The organism is Chloroflexota bacterium, from assembly GCA_013152435.1.
Lineage (GTDB): Bacteria > Chloroflexota > Anaerolineae > DUEN01 > DUEN01 > DUEN01.
Map to the genome: position 1 here is coordinate 18264 of JAADGJ010000081.1, position 24471 is coordinate 42734.

A 24471-nucleotide genomic window follows, 5' to 3' on the forward strand; every position below is an offset into this window, starting at 1 on the left:
CTGCCTCATAGCAGCGCCAAGGCGATCCCCAACATGGCACACAGAATAGAGACCAGCCAAAACCGCTGCACTACCTGGGTCTCCGACCAGCCGAGCAACTCGAAGTGATGATGGAGCGGCGCCATCTTGAACAGGCGACGTCCCTCGCCATAGCGATGCTTCGTGTACTTGAAATAGGCCACCTGCAGGATCACCGACATCGCCTCGGCCACCGGGATAAAGGCGATAACGGGCAGCAACAGCCACTGACCGGTCATCAGCGCCACGACGGCCAGCGTGGCCCCCAGGGCCAGCGAGCCCGTGTCGCCCATGAAAAGCTCCGCCGGATGCGCGTTGTACCACAGAAAGGCCAGCAAAGCCCCCACGACCGTGAAGGTGAAGGCGACCAACCACGCCTGCCCCTGAAGATACGCGATGACGCCATAAGCTACGAAGGCGATGGCCGATACGCTCCCCGCCAGCGCATCGAGCCCATCGCTCAGGTTGATCGCGTTGGAGGTGCCGACGATGATGAACACCGAGATGGGGAGGATGAGCGGGCCCACATGCACGAACTCCCGCACGGTGGGGATGCCCACATAATCCAGCTCCGGCGGCCCGAAGTAGAGCACCAGGGCGATGACCGTGGCGAACACGACCTGCCACCAGGCCTTGGATCGAGCCATCAGCCCCTCTCCCCGGGCCCTTCGGCCGCGCACCCCCTCCAGATCGTCAATGAACCCCAGCAGCCCGAACATCACCATGCACCCCATCAGGAGCAGCGTAGACTGCCCGATGTAGTTGAACCCCAACAGGTTCGCCACGTTCAAAGCGCCGGTGATGAGCACGACGGGGATCACGATCATCAATCCGCCGGTGGTCGGCGTCCCGGTCTTGACCTGATGACTGCTCGGGCCCTCGATGCGAATCTGCTTGCCGATGCCGTATCGCTGTAGCAGGTTGATGAGCGGCCGCCCCCAGATCACGGCGAGAAAGAAAGAGATCGTCCCCAGGGTCAGCGAATAGGCCATCAACCGTTACCCCGTCGGCTGAGCGCGTTCACGATCTGCTCCATCTGCTGCGCACGCGAGCCCTTGACCAGGATGATGTCCCCTCGGCGGATCAGCCCACGCAATGTCGCCAGCGCCTCCTCATTACTCGCAACGATCACCACGTCGGATAGGGAGAGGCCGGAAGCGATCGCCTCCTGCCCGATCAGGCGGGCCCGGGGGCCTACCGTGATCAGCTTTTGGACCACATCGGCCGCCCGCCGGCCGACGATGATGTGCCCCTCCCGCTCATAGCTGCCCAGCTCCAACATGTCTCCCAGCACGGCGATGCGTCGCCCGCGATCCTCCGGCGTCAGATCGGCCAGCAGGTTGAGCGCCGCGATGGTGGAGGCCGGGCTGGCATTGTACGTGTCGTCGATGATCGTGGCCCCCCGCAGCCCCGGCACCACCACCAGCCGGAGCTGGCCGGACACATCCTGCAGCCCCGCGATGATCTCGTCCCAGCCCATGCCCTCAACCAGGCCGACAGCCGCGGCGCGCAGGGCGGTGTGCACGCTGTGCCGCCCCAACAGCGGCACCTTCACATGCAAGATCTCGTCGCCGTGATGGAATCGGAACCGGATGCCCTGCAACCCGGCGCTCTCGATCTCGTCCGCCCACAGATCGCACTCCGGCGTCAGGCCGTAAAAGAAGACCCTCGCCCGGGTCTGATCCGCCATGGCGCGCACCCATGGATCATCATGATTGAGCACGGCCACGCCCTCGGGCGCCACCGGCAGCGCCTGCACGAGCTCCGCCTTGGCCTGGGCGACGCGATCGATGGTCCCCAGCCGCTCCAGATGGCTGGGCCCCACGTTGGTGACCACGCCGACGTGGGGGCAGCTGATGGCGCATAGCTGGGCGATCTCCCCCACGGCGTACATGCCCATCTCCAGAACGACGCGCTCGTGTTCGGGCTTCAGCGACAGCAGTGTTAGCGGAAGGCCGATCTCGTTGTTGTAGTTGCCCGCGCTCTTGAGCACGCGATAGCGCCGTTTGAGCACGCGGGCGATGAGCTCCTTGGTGGAGGTCTTGCCCACGCTGCCGGTAACGCCGATCACCCGCGGCGAAAACCGGGATCGCCACGCAGCCGCCAGCTGCTGGAGCCCAGCCAGGCTATCCGGGACGAGGAACAGCACCGCCTGGGAGTTGGCCGACTTCTTGATCCGGTGCTGCCATCGATGCTGCCACCCGCCCGCCTGGGTGTCCACGACGCTCGCCAGGCGCTCCAATCCCTCCGGCACGCGCTGCACGATGGCGCCGATGGCGCCCGCCGCCAGCGCATCGCGCACGAAGTCGTGCCCATCGGCGCGCTCGCCGCGCAGCGCGACGAACAGACTGCCCGCCTGGGCCAGGCGGGAGTCGATCACGACGTCCGAGACGATCTTGGCGTTGAGCGCCCTGGGAGCGGGTCGCTGACAGAGCGCCGTCCAAACATCTGCTAAAGTGAGCTGGCTCACATCGCCCCTCACCCTATGGGGTATGGTCCGGCGGTATGTGCAACATACGGACCAGCCGATTCGCGATGTTCTGGAACACGGGCACAGCTACCTGGCTCGCCCACATGGAACGCGTGGGGCGGTCCAACGTGACGAGGATGATGATCTGTGGGTCGTCCGCGGGCAGGAAGGCCACGTATGTGGTGATGACCTCGTCATCACTGTAGCCTGTCGAGGTAGGGATCTGGGCTGTGCCCGTCTTACCAGCTACCTTATACCCCGGGACCAGGTTCGCGTCAATTCCACGGGCCGTGGCCTCGGCCATGAGCTGTCTCATATATCGGGCGGTCTCCACGGAGATGGCCCGTTGGTAAGGACGCGGGTGGGTGGGGATCACCCGCCCATGATCGACGACCATGCGCACCACACGGGGGTGCATGGCCACCCCGTCATTGGCGATGGCCGAAACGGCGGTGATCAGCTGGATGGGCGTGACCGTCATGCCCTGCCCGTAGGCGTTGGTCACCAGATCCGACGGGCTCCACATGGAGCTGTCCGGCGTCTTGATGAGGCCCGACACCTCACCCGCCAGATCGATCTCGGTCACCCGCCCAAAGCCAAACCGCTTGATGTAGTCGTAAAACGTCTCCGCGCCCATCTCCATGCTGATCTTCGCGGCCCCAACGTTCAGGGATAGCGCCAGGATATCCGTCAGCGTGACGGTCCCATGAGCGCGATAATCGGAGTTGTGGATCTCTCGATCCCCAACCCGGAGGACGCCCTCGTCCTGGAAGGTCTGATCCGGGGAGATCTTCCCGGAATCGAGGCCGGCGGCCAGGGTGATCACCTTTACGACGGAGCCCGGCTCGTACGGCCAGCTGATGGCCCGGTTAATCTGCTGCTGGTCCTCGCTCTCACTATAACGGTTGGGATCAAACGCCGGTTCATTGGCCATGGCCAGCACTTCGCCCGTCTTGGGATTCATGACGATGATCGTGCCAGCCTGAGCGCCGTAGTACTCCACCGCCCGGCGGAGCTCCTTCTCCACCAGGTGCTGAACGCCCACATCCAGCGTCAGGACCAGATCACGCCCCACCGCCGACGGGATGTACAGCGAGAAGTCCGCCGGGAGGGACACATCATCGACCTTTCCGCTGCGCATGACGCTGGCGCCGGTGAGGAATTCCTGGTAAAATCCCTCTACACCGAAGAACGCCAGGCCGTCGATATTCACGAACCCCAGCGCATGAACGGCCAGACTGCCCTGGGGATAATAGCGCCTCGGGTAAGGAGTGACGCTCACGGGCAACCAGAGACTCCGTTCCTCTTCGCGCTTGCTATCCTCCGCCGCGCGCTTGCGGTCGGCGATCTTCTCGCCTTGGGGTTCTTCGATCCCTTTGGCGAGCACGACATAGGGGGCATCCGAGGGAGCGGACCGGATCCGCTCCAGGATCTCCTCCGATGTCAGCCCGATAAGCGGAGAGAGCGTCTGGGCCAGCGCCTCCTCGTCCGAGATCAGGCCAGGCGACACGTCCACCTCCCATAGAAAGATGTCGGTGGCCAGGAGACGGCCGGCCTGATCGACGATGTTGCCACGGGCCCGGCGGACGACGGCCGCGGAAGCGGAGTTGCCTTGACGCGCCGCCTCCAACAACGTGTGGCGCTCCAGGACCTGAAGGCGCACGAGCTGAAGGACGAGCACGAACAGCAAAAAGGCCAGGCCGATCGCGGTGGCCAGGACGCGGCCCTGGGCGCGCGAGGACGATTCGTCGACGATCATGCAGGCCCCTCAGCGTCTTGCCTGGGCGTACACGGTCGGATGCAAGCGCTCGGTGATTCGATTCAGCGCCACCTCCCACCACGGCGCCCGTTCCGGAGCCGCGGGGGTGGGCGCCGCCCGGACGGTGGCCTCAGGCGCGTCCGCTGTGACGTTCATACGAACGATCATCCGGTTTTGAGGAGGCTGGTATCCCAGCTCCCGGGCGCGTCTTTCGACGTAGTCTACGTCCGTGTACATCCCTATCTGCCGGATGATCTCGGCGTTTTCCCGCTGGATGCGGTTGTACTCCTCCCGGAGATTGCGAATCTCCATTTGGGTGGCCTTGATCTCGCTGGCGGACTGGACGTAGAAGGCAATCGCCGTACACAGGATGGCCAGGATAGCGAGGAATCGGATGAAAAAGTAAAAGTCCTCGGAGATCGTACGGCGGCGAGACCCTGCCCACCAGGTCGTTGTTGGGAACGAGTTGGCTGCACGCTGTAACATGGCTCTGCTCCTACTGGCCTGCGATCGAAACCGCTCGCCTCACTCGGCAGTCGCCTTGGTCACCCAGGCGAATCGGGCAAACGCTCGGCGACGCGCAACCGGGCGCTGCGGCTCCTGGGGTTCCGGGCCACCTCCTCGGCGCTCGGCCGCTGCGGGCGTCGGGTGATGACCCGTAGCGTGGCCTTATGGCCGCAGACGCATTCCGGTATGTCCGGCGGACAGATGCAGTCTTGCGATTCCCGCCGAAAAAACTGCTTGACAATCCGATCTTCCAGCGAATGAAAGGAGATGACGACCAGTCTTCCACCCGGCCGAAGCAGGCTGACCGCCTGCGGCAACACGGACGTGAGCGCCTCCAGCTCCCGGTTCACGGCGATCCGAAGCGCCTGAAAGGTGCGCGTCGCCGGATGGATGCGGTCCCGTCGACCGCCGACGGCGGCCTGGATCACCTCCGCCAGGTGGGCGGCGTCCCGGATCGGGCGGGCCCGCACGATGGCCCTGGCGATGCGGCGGGACCGACGCTCCTCGCCGTAGCGATAGATCAAATCGGCGATCTCCTCCTCCGGCAGCCGGTTGACCAGATCGCCGGCCGATGTATCCTGGGTCGGGTCGAACCGCATATCCAGCGGGCCGGCAGCCCGGAAGCTGAAGCCACGACGCTCGTCCGCCAACTGAAAGGAGGAGAGTCCCAGGTCCAACAGGATCCCTCCGACGGCGGTGAAGCCATGCGCCAGGGCGACCTCGTGTAGCCGGGCGAAGTTCGCATGCACGAGCACCACACGACCGGCCGCAAGCTCGGCCTGGAACCGCCGCCGACAGCGGTCGATGGCGGTCGGGTCCGCATCCAGTCCCAGGAGGCGTCCATTCGGGGCGATCGCCTGCAGAATAGCCGCCGCATGCCCCCCGCCCCCCACGGTTCCGTCGATGGCGTCGTCCCCGGGGCGCAGGGCCAGCCCCTGGAGCACCTCGGCCAGCATCACCGGCTGATGATCGACCGTCTCGGCAGCGTCTTCGGACATCACAGATCAGATTTCCAGCGCCGCGAAGTAGTCCCTGGAGAAGGAGCCGTCCTCGAACTGGGACTCGATCTCACGCCACGCATCGGGCGCCCACAGCTCGATGTACGTGTTCAAGCCGACGATGATGACCTCCGAGTCGATGTGGGCGTACTGCCGCAGGCGGGGCGGCACGATGATCCGCCCCTGCCGGTCCATACTCAAATCTTCTGCAAAAGCGTACAGGAGGCGACGGATATTACTGGCTCGTGTGTCCAGCTTCGGCAGCGCATCGATACGCTCGGACAGCGCACGCCACTCGGTTAGAGGATAGAGGACAATCTGACCCTGGTGGCCGCGGGTGGCGACCATCCCATCCGCCAGGTCTTCGCGGTACTTGGCGGGGATGGTCAGGCGGCCCTTCTCGTCGAGGTTGTGGGTGTACTGTCCGAGAAACATTTGTTCTGCCGTGTCCCGAGTAGCAGAGAGGGTTGCGCCCTCCACTTTGGGCAACAACCCTCCCATACCGCACCACTTTGTCCCACCAGCATTATAACATGATTTAGTTGACCCGGCAAGGGTTTTGTGTCGCCCTAGCCGAAATTTTAAGGTCTTTTCGCGGGGTACTGTAGTACTATTTATTGGATGATTTTCGAGTTTTGGAGAGGAAGAGAGGCTGATAGCCTCCCTCATGGGTGTTGCCGGGGCAGGGGCGCCGCATGAATCGCCCCATTCGCATCAACTTATAGATCTTCGCGTGGTGAAAGAAACATGCGGGCCGCGTCATTCGTTTCGGATAAGTAGGGGCGACCCACTGGATCGCCCTTTCCTGAAGACCAGGGTTCATATGTTGCTTTATCTAAGAGCGTGTCTGAAAATTTACCGGCAAGATGTTTTGAGGGGTCTCCCTCAACGACCAGCTTCACAGGGGGAGGTGTGGAGGGGAGGACCCCTCCACGAAAATCCCACTTTTCTGGCCTGTACCTGCCTCTCTCGGCCCTTTCCGCAGGACCCAGGCCGAGGCCAGGCAGGTCGAGGGCAAAAGAAGGGCTTTTTCCGGAGGGGCTTCCCCTCCGAGCCATCCCAGAGAGGCGAGCATGCCCTGCCCCATGTCGTGTATTCCAATATGAGCGATCGAGAAGGGAACCACAGAGGAAAGGGAGAGAGGCGATGAGCGCACAGATCCCCAGCGCGTTTATGGACCTGTTGACGGAGAAGCGGGCGTTCGCCCATCTGGCTACGGTGATGCCCGACGGCACGCCGCAGGTGACGCCGGTATGGTTCGATTGGGACGGTACCCACGTGCGGGTGAACTCGGCCCGCGGCCGACAGAAGGACCGCAACCTGCGCCGGGTGCGCTACGCGGCGCTGTCCATCCAGGACCCAGACGACCCCTATCGCTACATCGCCATCCGGGGCCCGGTGGTGGAGATCACCGAGGAGGGGGCGGACGAGCACATCGACCTGCTGTCCCGGAAGTACACCGGCGCCGATTACGCCCATCGCCAGCCGGGCGAGGTGCGGGTCATCTATAAGATCCTGCCCGAGCACGTGGCGACCATGGGGTAACGCCCCTACCCCGCCTCGTCCTCGGGCGCCCGGCCGTAGAGCGCCGTCATCTCCGCCAGACGCGCCCGCATCCACGGCTGCACCTGCTCCCAGCGCAGCCGCCACGTCCAGTTGCCGGACGCCCGGCCGGGCGTGTTCATGCGCGCCTCGGAGCCTAGGGAGAGCACATCCTGCATGGGCACGATGGCCATCTCCGCCACCGACGACAGGGCCGCCCGAATGAAGTCCCAGGCGACGTCCTGCCCATCCCGGGCCAGGTAACGACGCACGTGGTCCTGCACCTCCGGCAGCGCGCTGCGGTACCATCCGACCGTGGTGTCGTTGTCGTGCGTGCCCGTGTATACGACGCAATGCGGGATGTGATTGTGGGGCAGGTATGGATGGCTGGCCGGCCCGCCGAAGGCGAACTGCAACACCCGCATGCCCGGGAACCCCAGACGATCCCGTAACGCCTCCACCTCCGGCGTGATGAGGCCCAGATCCTCGGCGATGATGGGCAGCTCGCCCAGGGCGGCGCGGACGGCGGAGAACAACGCCTCGCCCGGGGCCTCCACCCAACGGCCGTTGACGGCCGTATCCTCCCCGGCCGGGACCTCCCAATACGCCTGAAACCCCCGAAAGTGGTCGATCCGGACGATGTCCACCATCTGGAACATAGCCCGAAAGCGTTCGATCCACCAGGCATACCCCTGCTGCGCCATCACGTCCCAGCGATAGAGCGGGTTGCCCCACAGCTGGCCGGTGGGACTGAAGTAGTCGGGCGGCACGCCGGCCACCACCGTAGGGCGCCCCTCCTCGTCCAGATGGAACAGATCCGGATTGGCCCACACGTCCGCGCTGTCGTAAGCCACGAAGATGGGAAGGTCGCCGATGATGCGCACACCCCGCTCATGGGCATAGGCGCGCAACGCCTGCCACTGCTCGAAGAAGCACCACTGCACATACCGATGGAGCTGCATCTCCTCCGCCAGCCGGCCGGACCATTCGGCCACCGCCTCCGGCCGATGCGTGCGGATGGGTAGCGGCCACGCGTCCCAACGAGCGCCACCAAAGTGCGCCTTCAGCGCCATGAACAGCGCGAAATCATCCAGCCAGGCGGCCTGCTCCCGGCAGAACGCCTCGAAGCGGGCCCGCTGCTCACCGCCACCATGCTCCCGGAAGTGGGCGAAGGACCGCTCCAGTAAGGGCATCTTCCACGCGATCACCTGGCCGTAGTCCACGCGGCCATCGGGGAAGGTGGGCGCATCATCCAGCGCGTCGGCGGGCAGGAGCCCGTGTGCCATCAGCCGCTCCGGGCTGATCAGCAGCGGGTTGCCGGCGAAGGCGGAGAGGGCCTGATAGGGCGAGTCGCCGTAGCCGGTGGGCCCCAAAGGCATCACCTGCCAGAGCCGCTGGCCCGTCTCCGCCAGGAAATCCACGAACCGACACGCCTCGTCGCCCAGATCGCCGATGCCGAAGCGCCCGGGCAGGGAAGTAGGATGCAGCAGGATGCCGCTGGATCGGGGCAGACCGAACATGGTCATCCTCCCGTGTCGGCGTCCGATTCCAGCACATGGATCGAACGCCTGTGTGTGTGCGCGGCGGGGTTCCGGCCGCAGATGTCCGTCATATCCCGCAACGCCGCGGTCAGCTCATCGGTGAGCGCGCCCGGCGGACACCGCCACTGCCAGTTGCCGCCGAAGCTGCCCGGCAGGTTCATGCGGGCGTCGGAGCCCAGGCGGAGCAGGTCCTGCATGGGCGCCACCGCGGTATCGGCCACGGAGGTCCACGCCAGGTGCATCATGTCCCAGGCGATGTCGGAGCCGTCCGAGCGCAGATAGCGCAGCGCGAGGTCGCGCTCCTCTGGCGTGGAGCTATGCCGGAACCAGCCGACGGTGGTGTCGTTGTCGTGGGTGCCCGTATAGACGACGCAGTTGCGCGGGTAGTTATGGGGCAGATAGGGGTCGAATCCGTCCGTGCCGAAGGCGAACTGGAGCACCTTCATGCCCGGGAAGCCGAACTGATCCCGCAGGGCGGTCACCTCCGGCGTGATGAACCCCAGGTCCTCGGCGATGATGGGCAGTTCGCCCAGGGCGGCCAGCACCGTCTCGAAGAAGTCGGCCCCGGGCCCCTTGACCCAGCGGCCGTTGACCGCCGTATCCTCTCCGGCCGGGACCTCCCAGTACGCCTCGAAGCCGCGAAAGTGATCCACCCGGGCCACGTCCACCAGCCGGAAGATGGCCCGAAAGCGCTCGATCCACCAGGCGTACCCGTTCTGCTTCATCACGTCCCATCGATAGAGCGGATTGCCCCACAGCTGGCCGGTGGCGCTGAAGTAGTCGGGTGGCACACCGGCCACCACCGTGGGATGGGCCTCCTCGTCGAAATGGAACAGGTGCGGATTGGCCCAGGCGTCCGCGCTGTCATGGGCCACAAAGATGGGGATATCGCCGATGATGCGCACGCCCCGCTCGTTGGCGTACGCCTTCAGCGCCCGCCACTGACGGAAGAACAGCCACTGCTGGTAGCGATAGAAGCTCATGGCGTCCGCCAGACGGCCGACGGCCTCCCGAATCGCCTCCGGCTGACGCATGCGCAGCGGCCGATCCCATTCCCACCACGGAGCGCCGCCGTGCTCATCCTTGAGCGCCATGAAGAGCGCGAAGTCCTCCAGCCACCCGGCCTCCTCCCGGCAGAACCGATCGAACTCGTCGCGCAGTTGCGGCGCGGCGCGCTGCTGGAAGTGATCGAAGGAGGCGCTCAGTAGCGCCCGCTTCCAGGGGATGACGCGGCCGAAGTCGACACGGCGCGGGTCGAACGTGGGGATATCGGCCAGAAGCCCGGGATCTAGCAGTTCCTCCTCGGCCAGCCGGTCGGGGCTGATCAGGAGCGGGTTCCCGGCGAAGGCCGAGAAGCACTGATAGGGGGAGTCGCCGTAGCCGGTGGGGCCCAGGGGCAGCACCTGCCAGTAGCGCTGGCTCGCCGCGGCCAGGAAATCGACGAATCGGTAGGCGGCAGGGCCCAGATCGCCGATGCCGGGCGAGTCGGGAAGGCTGGTCGGATGCAGCAGAACGCCGGAGGCGCGGGGAAAGCGCATATGGGACCTCCCGTGGGAGATGGGATGGATGACGAAGGACGAACGACGAAAAGATCGGCTTCGTCCGTAATTCGCGCCTTGTGAGGCGGGACCATAGCGCATTATAACACACCCTCATAGCAAAACCCCCGGCCTCTTCGAGAAGCCGGGGGCTTATTGCACCTACCATTGGTTGAGCGGTAATCACCCACATCTAGCGCTCATAGGTAACCACCACTTGGCTGGAACTGCACAGGCCTCACGTATACCGACCATAGCGGCGGGCGGCCTCGATCATCGCGTGGACGTTCTCGGGTGGGGTCTCAGGCGGCAGGGCACATCCAGGCCCCAGGATGAAGCCCCCTCCCGGCGCCAGGATCTCGATCGCCTCCCGACACTTCTCCTCCACCAGATCCGGCGTACCCAAAGCCATCACGTTGTTGGGATCGACCGGCCCCAGGACGGTGGTCTTCCCCCGAGTGGCCTCCTTCACCTTGCGCATATCGGCCTTGTAATCCAGCTCCAATATCGCCGCGCCCGTCTCCACCATCTTGTGCACAATCGGAGTGGTGTCACCACAGATATGATACGCCAGGAGGATGCCCCTCTCCTTCAACCGCTCCACCAGCCTCTTGGCATAAGGCCATTCGTATTCCAGGTAGACCCTAGGCGAGCAGACATCGGGGCCGGCCAGCGATTCGCCGATGGAGGTGACGTGTGCTCCCTGCTCGATCTGCGCCACCGCGTACCGACAGCAGACTTCCAGGCTGAACTCCAGCAGGCGATGGATCTGCTCCGGCCTCTCGTTGAGGCTGATCTGTAACAGGAACTCCTCCATCCCCAGGAGAAGCGAGGCCAGGGAGAACGGCCCCTGATCGGCCCGCCCCAGGATGAAAGCCCTGTCGCCGATCTCCTGCGCGACGATGCGCGTGGCCTTCAAAAGCTCCGGCAAGGGGTGGTCCTTATAGGGATCGGGCATTCTCAGCTTATCCACGTCATCCAGGCTCTTGAGGACGGGCTCTTTGACCACGGGGGCGCTGTCCTCGAGATATTCGACGCCGCAGCCGCAGGCCTCGGCCAGGGCCGCCGTGCCGTTCTCGATCAACAACATATCGTGGCCGAACTCGCGCCAGGCCCGGATCTGTCCCTCAGCCATGGCCTCGCCATCTTGGAGGAACTCAGGGAACGGGATGCCAGAGGCGTAGGCCGTCATCATGAAGTTATGTAAATCCACCGGGACCCGGTCGGGGATCCCCCCACGCAGGACCGTCCAGGTCCGCTCTACTGAGTTCATGGCTTCCGTCGTCATTTATCCTCACCCCTCCCCGCACAGTGGCCACTGCATTAACATGGATACTCGCGCCGACCAGGAGATCACCGCCGGTGTGGGAAGCAACAGCCTCATCAAATTATAAGATCGCGCAACTGGCGGTGTCAAACGACCCCATGCGTGGGCGCATTTCAGTTCGCCCATATTGGCAAACTAAGCGATACGAAAGCGTGACCCCGCATCTCTGGGGTGGCTCGGAGGGGCTGCCGCCCTCCGAAGAACTCTACTTTCAGCCCCTCACCTGCCCCGTGGGGCCGGAGGCCACCGGCCAAAGCCCCAACCAGGCAGGTAAAGGGCGAGAAAAAGAGTTTTTCTGCGGAGGGGGGGGCTTCCCCTCCGCGCCTCCCCTTCCAGGTGCGACCGCCCGTGGAAGGAAAAAGCGACAGGCGGGGGCCTCGCTCATGCTGTTAAGTTGATCGCCTGTTCCAAACATGAGCGTTTCAGTTTAGTAGCGTGGGTTGCCTCCCGTACGCGGGCGTGTTATATTCCCCCGCTGGGAGGTGAACTCATGACCGATCTCATTCGTGTGGTGCAATACGGCCTTGGCCCTATCGGCAGCGCCATCGCCCGGCACGTGGTGGAGCGCCCCGGGCTGGCGCTGGTGGGCGCGGTGGATATCGACCCGCAGAAGGTCGGCCGCGACGCCGGTGAGGTGATCGGCCTGGGGCGACCGCTGGGCTTCCCCGTGCACGCTCACCTGTCCGAGGCGCTGGCCGGGACGGCCGCCGACGTCGCCGTGCACTCTACCGGCTCCTACTTCGACCTGTTCAAGCCCCAGATCATCGAGATCCTGGAGGCCGGACTGGATGTGGTCTCCACCGCGGAGGAGCTATCCTTCCCCTGGATCGCCCATCCGGCAGAGGCGGAGGAGATCGACGCGGCCGCCCGGCGCTGCGGGAAGACGGCCCTGGGCACCGGCGTAAACCCCGGCTTCCTCATGGACACGCTGCCCATCACCCTGACCGCCATCTGCCAGTCCGTGGATCACATCGCGGTGACCCGGGTGATCAACGCCTCCAACCGGCGGGGGCCGTTTCAGCGCAAGATCGGCGCGGGCATGACGCCCGAGGCGTTTCGGGAGAAGATGGCGGCCGGCCGGATGGGGCACGTCGGCCTGCGGGAGTCGATGGATCACATCGCCGACACGCTGGGGAAACGGCTGGTGCGCTACGAGGAGCGCGTGGAGCCCGTGCTGGCCGAACGACCGATCCGTACCCCCTACGTCGATGTGGCACCGGGACAAGTACGCGGCCTGAGGCAGGAGGGGCGCGGGTACACGGAGGCCGGCGAGTTCGTCGTGCTGACGTTCGTGGCGGCACTGGAAGCCGGCGACGAGCAGGATACCATCACCATCACGGGGAAGCCGGATTTGGAGGTCGTGCTGCGGGGGACCAACGGGGATCTGGCGACGGTGGCCATGGCGGTGAACGCCATCCCACGCGTGGTTGCGGCCCCGCCCGGCCTGGTCACCATGCGGGACCTGCCGCCGGTACACCATTGGTAACGCCAACGGGAGCTCGGCTCCCAGCGAGGGCCGGGCTCCCGTCGCTCAGGAAGGATCTTCTATCGCCGCCTTCCCCCCCAAAGCGGCCGCCCCTGAAAGGGGAGGTGCGGAGGCGAAGCCCCTCCGCACAGAAAATGCTTTTTCCCGCCTTTACCTGCCTGATTGGGGTTTTAGTCTGCGGCATCCGGCCCCACGGGGCAGGTCAAGAGCTGAAAATGGGGTTCTTCGGAGGGGCTGGCGCCCCTCCGAAGAACCCCATGGATGCGAAGCCACACCTCCATACCAGCATATAAGGCAACGCGACCTCGCCTCCACCCATTATGACCGATTAAGAATCTGAGCCAGTTCGTCCAGGAGGCGATGGAACGTCTCCACGTCCTCGCAACGGAGCAGGGAGTGGCGGAGGCGACGGATCCGATAGTTAGTAGCCCTTCAGGTAGCACGGGATGTGCTTCCGCATCAGGATGATCCCCAACGGCTCGCCATAAAAGTCCAGCATCTCCCGCAGATGGCGGCGGATCATCGCGATCTTCTCCTCAACGGACACCTGCTCGCGATCGATCCGCTGGAAGATCCAGGGATGCCCCATGGCACCACGCCCGATCATCACGGCATCACAGCCGGTCTCGGCAAACATCCGGTCGATATCGGCCACCGTGACCACATCGCCATTGCCGATAACGGGCACGGAGACCGCCTGCTTGACCTCGGCGATGGCCTCCCAGGCGGCCGGATGGCTATAATCCTGATCCCGCGTCCGGGCGTGCACGGCGATCAACGCCGCCCCGTTCTCCTCCATCGCCCGGGCGACCTCCAGATAGTTGCGGCTCTGGACGTCCCATCCCAGACGGATCTTGCCCGTGACGGGAACCGACAGCGCGGCCGTCAGCTTCCGGAAGATGCGGGCGATCTTGACCGGATCCCGCAGGAGGGCAGCCCCAGCGCCCCCCGAGCACACGCGTCGCGCCGGGCACCCCAAGTTTAGATCGATGATGTCCGGCCCCAACCCCTCGATGCGCTTGGCGGCCTCCACCAGGGAATCCTCCGAGGAGCCGGAGATCTGGAACACCACCGGGCGCTCCTCCGGCTTGTAACGCAGCCGCCGCAGCGCATGACCGGTCAGCGCCCGCTGATGGGAAATGGTGTTGGCCGGGACGAACTCCGTGTAGCTCATGGCCGATCCGAGTTCCCGACAGATCGACCGATAGGGCAGGTCGGAGAACCCGGCCATGGGCGCCAGGATCAAATCGCCGTAGACGGGGACATCGCGAACCCAGAAGCGAGGTCGAGTGACCTCAGTCCCGCTCATGCTCCTCTTCTCGACCCAGAACCCACCGCTCCAGCCACTCCGTCGCCCGCCGCTTGACGTCGATAGACAGCCGCGGCTCGGTGATGCCGTGCTCCTGTCGTGGGTAGATCACCATCTTCACCGGCACGCCCTGCCGCTTCAGCGCGTTGTACAGCTCATGCCCCTGGCCGACCGGCACCCGCTTGTCCACCTCCCCGTGTTGGATCAACGTCGGCGTGCTCACCCCCTTCACGTGGAAGATGGGGGAGTGATCCAGATAGGGCTGCAGATTGTCCCAGAACTCGTAATCGAAGTAATCCGGCAGGAAGCTGGGGATGTCGCTGGTGCCGTTCATGGCGATCAGGTTGGTGACGCCGGCTCCCACGCACGCGGCCTTGAAGCGATCGGTGTGGCCGATGATCCAGGACGTCATGTAACCACCGTAACTCCACCCGAGCACGCCCAGCCGATCCGGATCGGCGATCCCCTGCTCGATCAGGTGATCCACCCCGGCCATGAGGTCGGCATAGTCACCGCCGCCCCAATCGGCGTGATTGGCCAGCCGGAACTCCTTGCCATAGCCGGAGGAACCGCGCGGGTTGGGGCGCAACACGGCGAAGCCACGCTCGGCCAGCGCGGCGGCGTTGGCGTACCGCTCGGGCGAGGCGATGAAGCCCCGGGAGAAGACCCCCGCCGGCCCCCCGTGGATCTCCAGGATCAGCGGATAGCGCCGCCCGGGCTCGTAATCCAGCGGATAGATCAAGATCCCCTCGATCTCCAGACCATCGGGCGCCCTCCAGCGGATCACCTCGGCCTTGGGTAGCGGCGCATCGGGCCAATCCTCGGGCATGGCCGGCCGGGTGACGCACGAGGTCTCCCCGGCCGCCGGGTCCAGCAGGTAGACCGCGTTCGGCTCGTGGAAGTCCTGGCCGACGAAGGCGATCTGCCCGCGGCGGTTGATGGCCGGGAGCGTCTTGAGCCGCTCGTCGTCGGTGATGGGACGCCCGGGCTCTCCCGTGACGGGCAGCGCCCAGATCTGCGATGTGACGCCGCTGGACTCCCACGCGTACACATCCTGGCCATCCTCCGACCAGCCGATCAGGGACGACTGGCCATCCGGGGTGTAGGCCAGAGGCCTCGGCTCGCCCCCGTCCACCGGATAGAGCACGATGCGCCCGACGAAAGCCCAACGGATGGGCCGATCGCTGGTGGCGCAGGCGATCCACTGGCCATCCGGGGAGACGGCCGGCTTCGCCTGCCAGTCGGCGATCACGGCCAGCTCCCGCGGCGTCGCGTCATCCTCGTCCGCGGCGATGAGGGACAGCCGGGTCTCCGGCCAATCCTCGGCCACGGGCGTCGGCCGATGGGTGAAGGCCAGCGTGCGACCGTCGGGCAGCCAGTCGAAGTCCACCACGTGGAAGCGACCGCGCGTGATCTGCCGGGCCTCGGGCAACGTGCGCGGCCCTTCGACGAAGGGCACCACGTACAGATGCTGGAAGTCGAAATCCTCATCCCACAGCTTGGGATCGTCCTTCGCCTTCTGCGCCCTCTCCTCTTCCTCAGATGGCGGTTCGACCATGGTGAAGGCGATCTGCTTGCCGTCGGGGGACCACTTCAGCGCGGACACGTCCGTCTTCTCATACCGGGTCAGCGCCCAGGCCTCGCCCCCGTCGGCGCGCATGACGTAGACGTTGGACTTGCCGTCGCGAGTGGAGAGGAAGGCGATATATCGACCATCCGGCGACCACTGAGCGCCGCGGTTGCTGTACTCGCCAAAGGTGAGCTGGAGGGGATGGCCCCCGTCCGCCGACGCCAGATAGAGATGGGTCAAGAACTCGCTCTTCTCGTCGGTCATCAGCGGCTCCCGCACCGCGTAAACGACCCGCCGGCCATCCGGCGATGGCATGACCTCCGTGATCAGGGGATAATGGACCTGCTTCTCAGCCATCCATCGATATGCGGTCTTCTCGGCCATGAAAGCACTCCTTTACGCGTGACGATGATCAACCCGCCTCCATTGTAGAGGGAAGGGACGGGCCGGTCAAGAACAGGCCGCCGGCGAGTTGCCCCCCGCGCCCATCGGCTGTATCATGCTCCAGCCGATACGCGCGCTCGATGGTCCCCCGGCCGGTGAACGGCCGAAGGGACAGAGGGAGGATACCATGTCCCCATCCGAAGGCGGTGAGATCACCACGCTACAGGCGGAAAAGTTCCCCGCCATCCGACGCCGAATGGCAGCCGATGGACACAGGCCACGATATCACTTCCTCCCCCCTGCCAACTGGATGAACGACCCCAACGGCCTGATCCAATGGCGGGGCCGGTATCATCTCTTCTACCAGCACAACCCATACGGGGCCTACTGGGGATACATGCACTGGGGCCACGCCGTGAGCGACGACCTGATCCACTGGAGCGACCGGCCCATCGCCCTGGCGCCGGAGCCGGGGACCCCGTGGAGCGATGGATATTGGACCGGATGCGCCGTAGACGACGACGGCGTCCCCACGCTGGTGTTCACGAAGCGCGAGGAGGGCCGCGAGCTCGTCTGCCTGGCCACCAGCCGGGATGAGGAGCTGCTAAGCTGGCAGGAGGCCCCTGAGAACCCCGTGATCGACGCGCCGCCAGCGGGCATGAACGTGGTGGGATTTCGCGATCCGTACGTCTGGCGCGAGGGCGACGCGTGGTATATGGTCATCGGAACCGGAATCGTCGACGTGGGCGGCGCCGCCCTGCTCTACAGCTCGCCTGACCTGCGACGCTGGGAATATCTGGGCCCCCTGCTCGTCGGTGAGGCGGCCAGGCACGGGACGATGTGGGAGTGTCCCAATTTCTTCCCGTTAGGCGAAAAGCACGTGCTGATCGTCTCCATCTGGAAGCAAGACCACGTGCGCTACTTCGTGGGCACCTATGCGGATCGCCGGTTCACCCCGGAGCGAGAGGGGGTGATCGACGGGGGGTTCCGCCTCTTCGCGCCGCAGGTGATGCGGGACGATCGAGGACGACGCCTGATGTTCGGGTGGGTGATGGAGGGACGCGCCGAGGCGGCGTGCCGGGAGGCCGGATGGGCGGGCGTCATGTCGCTCCCCCGGGTGCTCTCCCTGTCATCGGATGGGACGCTGGCCACCGCACCGGCTCCCGAGATACGCGCGCTGCGAGGCGAACACTTCCACCTCGGCGCCTCCCCTATCACACCGGGGGCCGAGCGCGTGATGCCCATCTCCGGCGATTGTCTGGAGATCGCAGCCGAGTTCGAGTCAGGCGAGGGGACGCTGGGACTGAAGCTGCGTTGCGCGCCCGACGGCAGCGAGCAGACGATCATCGGATACGACGGCACGACCGGCCGGCTCTTTCTCGATGGCCGACGCACCAGCCTCTCCCCGGATGCCCAAGGCGACTACTACGAGATGCCCTTCTCCCCTCCCGACGACGAGCCGGTCCGGCTCCACATCTTCCTGGACCGCTCCATCGTGGAGGTCTTCGGCAACGATCGCGTCTGCCTGACCGGCCGCGTCTACCCCGAGCGAGCGGACAGCCAGGAGGTTCGGGTGTTCGCCGAGGGAGAAGGGGCACAGCTGAGATCGCTGGACATCTGGCGCATGCAGGCGATCTGGCCGGATGGATCCTGAAGCCGAGAGGCGTTCGGGGAATTCACCGTGAAGGCATCAGGGCACCCAGGGATGCAATCCAGGGGAGGATCGGATCCGCCCTTCCCGACCCGGTAGGCTCTTCAGGCGGATGCTTCATTATGTTCCTGACACACCCGCCTGGCCAGGGCCAGGAAGTAGCGATGAAAGCGGGTATCCATCGTAAGCTCGGGGTGGAAGGCGGTCGCCAGGAGGTTCCCCTGCTGGGCCGCCACGATGGTCCCGCCCTCCAGCCGGGCCAGCGTGGTCACACCATCGCCCACCCGGACGATCTGGGGCGCTCGAATGAACACGGCGTGGAAGGGGCGCCCCCGCTCCCCCGGGTCGGCGACCGCGTCCAGGGCCGGGACCGACAGCTCCGCCTCAAAGCTGGCCACCTGCCGGCCGAAGGCGTTCCGGCGCACCCGGATGCCCATCAGCCCCAGGCACGGCGGAGCGCCCCCCTCGACCTCCCGAGCCAGCAGGATCAACCCGGCGCAAGTGCCCCAGACGGGCTTCCCTGCCTCCGCCATCCGACGGATGGGCTCGAGCAGCCCATAGGCCGCCGCCAGCTTCCCAATGGTCGTGCTCTCTCCGCCCGGGATGATCAGCCCATCGAGCCCCTCCAGCTCCACCGGGAGGCGAACCGGCTCCGCCCCCACCCCCAACGCCTGCAGTATCTGGATGTGCTCGATGAAGGCGCCCTGTAGCGCCAGCACCCCGATCCTCATGGCCTACCAACCTCGCACGGCCAGTCGCTCCTGCGGCGGGATCGCGGCAATCTCCAGCCCACGCATCGGCTCGCCCAGGCCACGCGAGACCTCGGCTAGGACATGCGGGTCGTCATAGTGGGTCACGGCCTGCACGATGGCCTGCGCACGCCGCTCCGGATCGGCGCTCTTGAAGATCCCCGATCCCACGAAGACCCCATCTACCCCCAACTGCATCATCAGCGCGGCGTCGGCCGGGGTCGCGATGCCGCCAGCGGCGAAGTTCACCACCGGCAATCGCCCCAACTCCGCCGTCTCGTTAACCAACGCATAGGGCGCGCCGATCTCCTTGGCGTAGGCCATCCGCTCCTCGGGAGCCATGGTCGTCAGCCGCCGGATCTCGCCCAGGACGGCGCGGGCGTGACGCACGGCTTCCACCACGTTTCCTGTGCCGGCCTCGCCCTTCGTGCGGATCATGGCCGCGCCCTCGCCGATGCGACGCAGCGCCTCGCCCAGGTTGCGGCAGCCACAGACGAACGGCACCTTGAACCGGTGCTTGTCGATATGATGCTCCTCGTCGGCGGGGGTCAGAACCTCCGACTCATCGATGAAGTCCACCCCCAACGCCTCCAGGATCTGAGCCTCCACGAAGTGCCCGATCCGGCACTTGGCCATGACCGGGATGCTGACGGCCTCCATGATCCGGAGGATCCGCTCGGGGTCGCTCATGCGGGCCACGCCGCCCTGCGCGCGGATATCCGCCGGGACGCGCTCCAGCGCCATGACCGCGCAGGCGCCCGCTTCCTCCGCGATCTGCGCCTGCTCCGGCGTGACCACGTCCATGATCACGCCGCCTTTGAGCATCTGAGCCAGACCTCGCTTGACTGTGACGGTGCCCGTTTCCCTTTCCACACGCATCTCCTCGTGCTCGGGTATCGATGCCCACGGCATGGGCACAGAGGCGATCCATGAATCGCCTACAGCCCCGGGGGGAGTCATCCTCACACCACGGGCCGGGGGGCGGAGCTTATCGACGCGACCGCCTCGGCGGCCCGACGCCTTCGCAGCCGACGGATCGCCCGGGCCAGCCGGCGGACGCCCTCCCCGATCTCGGCCTCCGAGGGATAGGAGAAGTTCAGCCGCAGGAAGGACTCACCGTCCCCATCGGGGAAGAAGACCTCGCCGGGCACGAAGACCACCCCCTCGTCGGCCGCTTCCCGGAGCAGATCCCGGGCATGCATCCCGTCCGGTAGACGACACCAGTAGTAAAAGCCTCCCTGTGGGATCTCCCACGTGAGCTCGGAGGCCGCATGACGACGGAGGGCCTGTTCCATCGCGTCCCGCCGCCGTGCATAGGCACGTCGGGCCCACTCCAGATGGTCATCCAGCCGCCCCGTCCGCAACAGCTCGAGCGCCATCATCTGCACCAGCGTGCCCGGGTGCAGATCCGCCATCTGCTTGAGAGCCGTCAACGCCCCCACGATGGACGTCGGGGCCACAAGCCAGCCCAGCCGCAATCCGGGCCCCAGCAGCGCCGAAAAGCTGCCTAGATGGAGCACCCCATCGTGACGATCGGAGGCCAACAGGGGCGCCGGAGGGGCCTCGTCGTAATACAGATCGCCGTAGGAGTCGTCCTCGAGAATCGGCACCTGGAATCGGCGGGCCAGGGAGAGGAGGCGCTGTCTTCGCTCCGGGCTCAACGTGGCGCCGGTCGGGTTCTGGAACGTGGGGATGGTGTAGATCAGCCGGGGGCGATAGCGGGCGAGCATCGGCTCCAGCAGATCAACCCGCATCCCCGCCTCGTCCACAGGCACGCCGATGAGCCGGGCCCCGGCCGCCCGGAAGACGCGCAGCGCGCCCAGGTACGTCGGCGCCTCGACGATCACGACGTCGCCCGGCTCCAGGAGCAACCGGGCCACGAGATCCAGCCCCTGTTGCGAGCCGGACAGGATGAGCACCCGGCTCGCGGAGATACGGCATCCCCTGAAGGCCAGATGTGACGCCAACGCCTCACGCAGCGACTCCAGCCCCTCCGTCGGGGAGTCGCGAAACACTCGGACCTCCTCGCGGGCGACGACGGTGCGCATGAGCTGCTGAAGGTCGACGACGGGGGATGCCTCCGGGGTGGGCACGCCGGTCGCAAGCCCGATGATGCCCTCCTGAGCGGCCAGGCGGGCAACCTCCTGGATGAGCGGATTGTGCAGCCGCCGCGCCCGGGACGTGAGAAGGTTCGACCAGGACAGGGGCAGGCCCAGATCCTCGTCCGCCTCAGAGGAGAGGACAGGCGCACAGACGGTCGTCCCTCGCCCCACATGGGCCTCGACCAAGCCGTCCGCCTGCAGCTCTCGATACGCGTTCACCACTGTAGTGCGGTTGACGCCGAGGGCAGCCGCGAGGGCCCGTTCGGCGGGGAGCCGGGTGCCGGGAGGCAGTCTGCCCGAGAGGATCATCTCTCGGATCTGGTGCCGGATCTGCTGGTAGAGTGGAACCCGACTGTGGCGATCCAGTGTCAGTTGCATTTAGGAAGACCTCGAGCCAATTGGATGGATCCACCCGCCATTGTATCACCGATCTTCCCGCTGTCAACGGCCAATTGGACGACATTTTACACAGTCCAATCCAGCACATGGGTGAGCTGGCTTCAAGAGATGAAGGAGATGCGTGTGGAAGATCGGACAGGCGAGCTCTGAGGGAAAGCGCGGAGGGGATACTGTGCTGAAAAGACGACCAACGATAGACAACCGCCGTTGGTTTTCGTCCGTGGTTCTGCGATCCGCAAGGTCCGCCACGGCGGCTGCCTTGCGGATGATCAGGAGGGAAAAGCGGTCGACTGCCCCTTGTCATATGAAGGGAGGGCCTACAGCATCGGCGCCCGGCCTCGCAGCCAATCGAGCACCCGATCGGGCAACGCGTCCCGGTTGCCCTGTGTGACGGTCCAGAGCTCGACGTCCTCGCGAGCCTTGATCCGATCACACCACGGGTGAGGACGATAGGTGATGGTCGCCAACACGGGCTGGACAGCATCCAGCGCTTCCACCACGGCCTGGCGGAAGCGTTCCGAGAACAGCTCCATCTTGCCGATCTCGTCGATGACGATGAGGCGACGGGCGACCAGCGCCTCCTCCAGCGCCTGCACGCCCACCTCCTCGAACGCCTCCACGTCCACCCCGTACCGCCCGACGCGATGGCGGGAGCGGATGTTCACGTGGGCCAAGGTGGCGCGTCGCCCGTCCAGCGTGCGCACCTCGAACCCGACGCGACGGCCACCCTCGCGTAGCTCGTGGGTCACGAAGCCGCCCGCCGCGCCCGACGGCAGCGCGGCGACGACCTTCTCGACGACGGTGGTCTTCCCGCAGCCGGGCAGCCCGGTGAGCAACAGGTTGTGCGACATCATCCCCTCGCGAGCACAGCCCGCACGTAGGCGATCACCGAGACCCAGGCCACCGTCTGCCCCGTCAGCGTGCGAGCGAACAGATCGCGCACCTCGTCGATCTGTTCGGCCGAGAGGTGCGCAGCCAGCCGCTGTCCATAGCTTGGGCGATCCTTCGACGCCGAGTCGAACCAGCGCTCAATCAGCGCCGGCGTGATGTGCACCTCCGTGGGCTGCTCGACCACCTCCAGGCGGATATCGCTCAGCCCGGCGGCCTCCAGGGCGGCCTCCAGATCCGACGCATCCCAGTTCACCATGGGGTCGTCCGGGTCGGCGTAGATGGCCTCCTCGGCCTGGATGACCCGCTCCGCCAGGTCTGAACCCAGCCGATCCAGCGGCACCAGTCGATAGAGCCGCTGGGCACGCCGCGGGATGGCCTCGGCCAGGCTGAGGCGGCCGCCTGGCCGCAGCAGCGTCGCGATCCGCCGCAGAGCCGCGGGCTTATCCGGATGCCGGGTGAGAGCATTGCGCCCCACGACGGCATCGAAGCGCACGTCCGCATCGCCACGAGCCGCCAGCAACTCTGGTAGCTCGTCCAGATCGCCCTGCATCACGATGGGGCGCTCCACCTCCGGCAGTCGGGCGGCCAGCTCCCGCAGCGCCTCGGCCTCTCGGGCCGTCCGGGCCAGCGTCCACACGCCGCCCTCCGGCACCCGCCGCAACGCCTCCCAGGTCAACAACCCGCTGCCCGCGTTGAGGTCCAGGACCAGATGATGACGCTGCAACCCAGCCGCATCCATCACCCGATCTCGCAGCGCGGCCAGGTGCTCGCCCACGTCGCCGATGGTGCGCTGCAGCCAGCGCTCCCGATCCCGCTCCACACGATCGCCCGTGAACGTCAACACCTCCGGCGGCCCCAAAGCGCCCCCATCGATCATGGCCGCCAGCTGGGCCTCACGCCGCCGGGCCACCTCCTCCCGGATCCTGGCCTCATAACCCTGGTCGGACGGCTGGTAGAAGACCCGCCCCTGCAGGGCGTCGGGCAGGTACTGTTGCGCCACCCAGTGATCCCGGTAGGCGTGAGGATAGAGGTAACCCTGTCCGTGGCCGAACCCCTCCGCATCGCGAGAGGCGTCCCGCAGATGAGCGGGCACCTCCGCCTCCCGCTCCTGTTCCACCACCTTCAGCGCGTCGAAGAACCCCATGGTGCTGTTGGACTTGGGCGCGGTGGCCAGATAGATGGTCGCCTGGGCCAGGTGGAAGCGACCCTCAGGCAGGCCCACGTAGTCGAACGCCTGGGCACAGGCGGTCACCACCTGGATGGCGTTGGGATCGGCCAGGCCCACATCCTCGCTGGCGAAGATGAGCATGCGTCGGAAGATGAAGCGCGGGTCCTCGCCGGCGTACACCATGCGCGCCAGCCAGTAGAGCGCGGCGTCAGGATCGGAGCCGCGCAGCGACTTGATGAAGGCGCTGATGGTGTCAAAGTGGGCGTCGCCCTCCTTGTCGTAGAGGACGGCCCGTCGCTGGATGGACTCCTCCGCCACGGCCATGTCGATGTGGATCACGCCGTCGGGGCCGGGTGGCGTGGTCTCCACCGCCAGCTCCAGCGCGTTGAGCAACGCCCGGGCGTCGCCGTTGGCCACGTTGACCAGGTGATCCAGCGCGTCCTCGTCGATGTGGACCTTCAGCTTGCCATAGCCACGCTCGGGATCCGCCAGCGCCCGCCGGGCGATCTCGCGCAGGTCATCCTCGGTCAGCGGCTTAAGCTGGAAGATGCGAGAACGGGAGATCAGCGGCTTGTTGACCTCGAAGTAGGGGTTCTCCGTGGTGGCGCCGATCAGGATGACCGTGCCGTTCTCCACCCAGGGCAGGAGGGCGTCCTGCTGGGCCTTGTTGAAGCGGTGCACCTCGTCCACGAAGAGGATGGTGCGCTGGCCGAACCGGCCGCGGCGCTCCTGCGCCTCCTTGATGGCCGCGCGGATATCCTTGACCCCGGCCAGCACGGCGTTGATGGCGATGAAGTGGGCGCGGGTGGTGTTGGCGATGATGCGGGCCAGCGTAGTCTTGCCGGTGCCCGGCGGCCCGTAGAAGATGATGGAGGAGAGCTGGTCCGCCTGGATGGCGCGGCGCAACAGCCGGCCGGGGCCGATGATATGTTCCTGGCCGACGAACTCGTCCAGCGTGCGCGGCCGCATGCGGGCGGCCAGCGGCGCCTCCTTCTCGGTTAACTCCTCACGTCGCGCGTCGAACAGGCTTACAGACTCGCTCATACACAGGTATTCTAGCAC

The 24471-nt window shown here is 65.9% G+C and carries 19 protein-coding genes; 3 read left to right on the forward strand and 16 right to left on the reverse strand.

The window, feature by feature from the left end; genetic code table 11:
- Positions 1 to 5 precede the first annotated feature (5 nt).
- Genes GXP39_12070 through mraZ form a run of 6 tightly spaced genes read right to left on the reverse strand, consistent with a single transcriptional unit; the run spans position 6 to position 6187 of the window.
- Positions 6 to 1010: a phospho-N-acetylmuramoyl-pentapeptide-transferase gene (locus GXP39_12070; protein ID NOZ28772.1), complete on the reverse strand. Its 1005-nt coding sequence runs from the start codon at positions 1008 to 1010 to the stop codon at positions 6 to 8.
- Positions 1010 to 2488 carry a UDP-N-acetylmuramoyl-tripeptide--D-alanyl-D-alanine ligase gene (locus GXP39_12075; GenBank protein NOZ28773.1) on the reverse strand — a complete coding sequence of 493 codons (1479 nt, stop codon included), beginning with the start codon at positions 2486 to 2488 and terminating at the stop codon, positions 1010 to 1012. Before GXP39_12075 ends, GXP39_12070 begins: the two co-directional genes overlap by 1 nt.
- A 13-nt stretch (positions 2489 to 2501) precedes the next feature.
- Positions 2502 to 4247: a penicillin-binding protein 2 gene (locus tag GXP39_12080; protein NOZ28774.1), complete on the reverse strand. Its 1746-nt coding sequence runs from the start codon at positions 4245 to 4247 to the stop codon at positions 2502 to 2504.
- Between the two features lie 9 nt (positions 4248 to 4256).
- Positions 4257 to 4733 carry a hypothetical protein gene (locus GXP39_12085; protein NOZ28775.1) on the reverse strand — a complete coding sequence of 159 codons (477 nt, stop codon included), beginning with the start codon at positions 4731 to 4733 and terminating at the stop codon, positions 4257 to 4259.
- 59 nt (positions 4734 to 4792) lie between these two features.
- Positions 4793 to 5752, reverse strand: a complete 960-nt coding sequence (rsmH, locus tag GXP39_12090) for a 16S rRNA (cytosine(1402)-N(4))-methyltransferase RsmH (protein ID NOZ28776.1) — start codon at positions 5750 to 5752, stop codon at positions 4793 to 4795.
- Between the two features lie 6 nt (positions 5753 to 5758).
- Complete coding sequence (gene mraZ, locus GXP39_12095; protein ID NOZ28777.1) at positions 5759 to 6187, reverse strand: division/cell wall cluster transcriptional repressor MraZ; 429 nt, start codon at positions 6185 to 6187, stop codon at positions 5759 to 5761.
- Between the two features lie 711 nt (positions 6188 to 6898).
- Between mraZ and GXP39_12100 the strand changes: the two genes are divergently transcribed.
- Positions 6899 to 7297, forward strand: a complete 399-nt coding sequence (locus GXP39_12100) for a PPOX class F420-dependent oxidoreductase (GenBank protein NOZ28778.1) — start codon at positions 6899 to 6901, stop codon at positions 7295 to 7297.
- A gap of 5 nt (positions 7298 to 7302) precedes the next feature.
- Here GXP39_12100 and malQ (GXP39_12105) read toward each other — a convergent pair whose 3' ends face one another.
- The 3 genes from malQ (GXP39_12105) to GXP39_12115 all read right to left on the reverse strand — a co-directional run bounded on the left by malQ (GXP39_12105) (position 7303) and on the right by GXP39_12115 (position 11661).
- Positions 7303 to 8814 carry a 4-alpha-glucanotransferase gene (malQ, locus tag GXP39_12105; protein ID NOZ28779.1) on the reverse strand — a complete coding sequence of 504 codons (1512 nt, stop codon included), beginning with the start codon at positions 8812 to 8814 and terminating at the stop codon, positions 7303 to 7305.
- Positions 8815 to 8816: 2 nt separating this feature from the next.
- On the reverse strand, positions 8817 to 10373 hold the full coding sequence (gene malQ / locus GXP39_12110) for a 4-alpha-glucanotransferase (protein NOZ28780.1): 1557 nt from the start codon (positions 10371 to 10373) through the stop codon (positions 8817 to 8819).
- Between the two features lie 238 nt (positions 10374 to 10611).
- A complete protein-coding gene (locus GXP39_12115; protein ID NOZ28781.1) occupies positions 10612 to 11661 on the reverse strand; it encodes a hypothetical protein in 1050 nt (349 codons plus the stop codon).
- 529 nt (positions 11662 to 12190) lie between these two features.
- On the opposite strand from GXP39_12115, the gene GXP39_12120 reads away from it, so the two are divergent.
- Positions 12191 to 13186: a dihydrodipicolinate reductase gene (locus GXP39_12120; GenBank protein ID NOZ28782.1), complete on the forward strand. Its 996-nt coding sequence runs from the start codon at positions 12191 to 12193 to the stop codon at positions 13184 to 13186.
- Between the two features lie 421 nt (positions 13187 to 13607).
- Here the strand turns inward: GXP39_12120 and dusB are convergent, their stop codons facing one another.
- Positions 13608 to 14495 (reverse strand): tRNA dihydrouridine synthase DusB, encoded by an 888-nt coding sequence (gene dusB / locus GXP39_12125; GenBank protein NOZ28783.1) that lies wholly within the window; start codon positions 14493 to 14495, stop codon positions 13608 to 13610.
- Positions 14482 to 16449 carry a S9 family peptidase gene (locus GXP39_12130; GenBank protein ID NOZ28784.1) on the reverse strand — a complete coding sequence of 656 codons (1968 nt, stop codon included), beginning with the start codon at positions 16447 to 16449 and terminating at the stop codon, positions 14482 to 14484. Before GXP39_12130 ends, dusB begins: the two co-directional genes overlap by 14 nt.
- A 187-nt stretch (positions 16450 to 16636) precedes the next feature.
- Between GXP39_12130 and GXP39_12135 the strand changes: the two genes are divergently transcribed.
- Positions 16637 to 18103, forward strand: coding sequence for a glycoside hydrolase family 32 protein (locus GXP39_12135; protein NOZ28785.1), 1467 nt, complete (start codon positions 16637 to 16639; stop codon positions 18101 to 18103).
- Positions 18104 to 18204: 101 nt separating this feature from the next.
- Here the strand turns inward: GXP39_12135 and pdxT are convergent, their stop codons facing one another.
- The 5 genes from pdxT to GXP39_12160 all read right to left on the reverse strand — a co-directional run bounded on the left by pdxT (position 18205) and on the right by GXP39_12160 (position 24453).
- Complete coding sequence (gene pdxT / locus GXP39_12140) at positions 18205 to 18831, reverse strand: pyridoxal 5'-phosphate synthase glutaminase subunit PdxT (protein NOZ28786.1); 627 nt, start codon at positions 18829 to 18831, stop codon at positions 18205 to 18207.
- A gap of 3 nt (positions 18832 to 18834) precedes the next feature.
- A complete protein-coding gene (gene pdxS / locus GXP39_12145) occupies positions 18835 to 19728 on the reverse strand; it encodes a pyridoxal 5'-phosphate synthase lyase subunit PdxS (GenBank protein NOZ28787.1) in 894 nt (297 codons plus the stop codon).
- Between the two features lie 83 nt (positions 19729 to 19811).
- Positions 19812 to 21329: a PLP-dependent aminotransferase family protein gene (locus tag GXP39_12150; protein NOZ28788.1), complete on the reverse strand. Its 1518-nt coding sequence runs from the start codon at positions 21327 to 21329 to the stop codon at positions 19812 to 19814.
- Positions 21330 to 21667: 338 nt separating this feature from the next.
- Positions 21668 to 22204 carry an NTPase gene (locus GXP39_12155; GenBank protein NOZ28789.1) on the reverse strand — a complete coding sequence of 179 codons (537 nt, stop codon included), beginning with the start codon at positions 22202 to 22204 and terminating at the stop codon, positions 21668 to 21670.
- Positions 22201 to 24453, reverse strand: a complete 2253-nt coding sequence (locus GXP39_12160; protein NOZ28790.1) for an AAA family ATPase — start codon at positions 24451 to 24453, stop codon at positions 22201 to 22203. Before GXP39_12160 ends, GXP39_12155 begins: the two co-directional genes overlap by 4 nt.
- Positions 24454 to 24471 lie beyond the last annotated feature (18 nt).

Excerpts from the sequence above, each read along its gene's own strand:
- mraZ (NOZ28777.1), bottom strand. The coding sequence starts at position 6,187 with ATGTTTCTCGGACAGTACACCCACAACCTCGACGAGAAGGGCCGCCTG.
- GXP39_12115 (NOZ28781.1), bottom strand. The coding sequence starts at position 11,661 with ATGACGACGGAAGCCATGAACTCAGTAGAGCGGACCTGGACGGTCCTG.
- GXP39_12160 (NOZ28790.1), bottom strand. The coding sequence starts at position 24,453 with ATGAGCGAGTCTGTAAGCCTGTTCGACGCGCGACGTGAGGAGTTAACC.
- GXP39_12135 (NOZ28785.1), top strand. The coding sequence starts at position 16,637 with ATGTCCCCATCCGAAGGCGGTGAGATCACCACGCTACAGGCGGAAAAG.
- GXP39_12155 (NOZ28789.1), bottom strand. The coding sequence starts at position 22,204 with ATGATGTCGCACAACCTGTTGCTCACCGGGCTGCCCGGCTGCGGGAAG.
- pdxT (NOZ28786.1), bottom strand. The coding sequence starts at position 18,831 with ATGAGGATCGGGGTGCTGGCGCTACAGGGCGCCTTCATCGAGCACATC.
- GXP39_12085 (NOZ28775.1), bottom strand. The coding sequence starts at position 4,733 with ATGTTACAGCGTGCAGCCAACTCGTTCCCAACAACGACCTGGTGGGCA.
- malQ (NOZ28780.1), bottom strand. The coding sequence starts at position 10,373 with ATGCGCTTTCCCCGCGCCTCCGGCGTTCTGCTGCATCCGACCAGCCTT.
- GXP39_12120 (NOZ28782.1), top strand. The coding sequence starts at position 12,191 with ATGACCGATCTCATTCGTGTGGTGCAATACGGCCTTGGCCCTATCGGC.
- GXP39_12150 (NOZ28788.1), bottom strand. The coding sequence starts at position 21,329 with ATGCAACTGACACTGGATCGCCACAGTCGGGTTCCACTCTACCAGCAG.
- GXP39_12100 (NOZ28778.1), top strand. The coding sequence starts at position 6,899 with ATGAGCGCACAGATCCCCAGCGCGTTTATGGACCTGTTGACGGAGAAG.
- GXP39_12130 (NOZ28784.1), bottom strand. The coding sequence starts at position 16,449 with ATGGCCGAGAAGACCGCATATCGATGGATGGCTGAGAAGCAGGTCCAT.
- GXP39_12070 (NOZ28772.1), bottom strand. The coding sequence starts at position 1,010 with ATGGCCTATTCGCTGACCCTGGGGACGATCTCTTTCTTTCTCGCCGTG.
- malQ (NOZ28779.1), bottom strand. The coding sequence starts at position 8,814 with ATGTTCGGTCTGCCCCGATCCAGCGGCATCCTGCTGCATCCTACTTCC.
- dusB (NOZ28783.1), bottom strand. The coding sequence starts at position 14,495 with ATGAGCGGGACTGAGGTCACTCGACCTCGCTTCTGGGTTCGCGATGTC.
- rsmH (NOZ28776.1), bottom strand. The coding sequence starts at position 5,752 with ATGTCCGAAGACGCTGCCGAGACGGTCGATCATCAGCCGGTGATGCTG.
- pdxS (NOZ28787.1), bottom strand. The coding sequence starts at position 19,728 with ATGCGTGTGGAAAGGGAAACGGGCACCGTCACAGTCAAGCGAGGTCTG.
- GXP39_12080 (NOZ28774.1), bottom strand. The coding sequence starts at position 4,247 with ATGATCGTCGACGAATCGTCCTCGCGCGCCCAGGGCCGCGTCCTGGCC.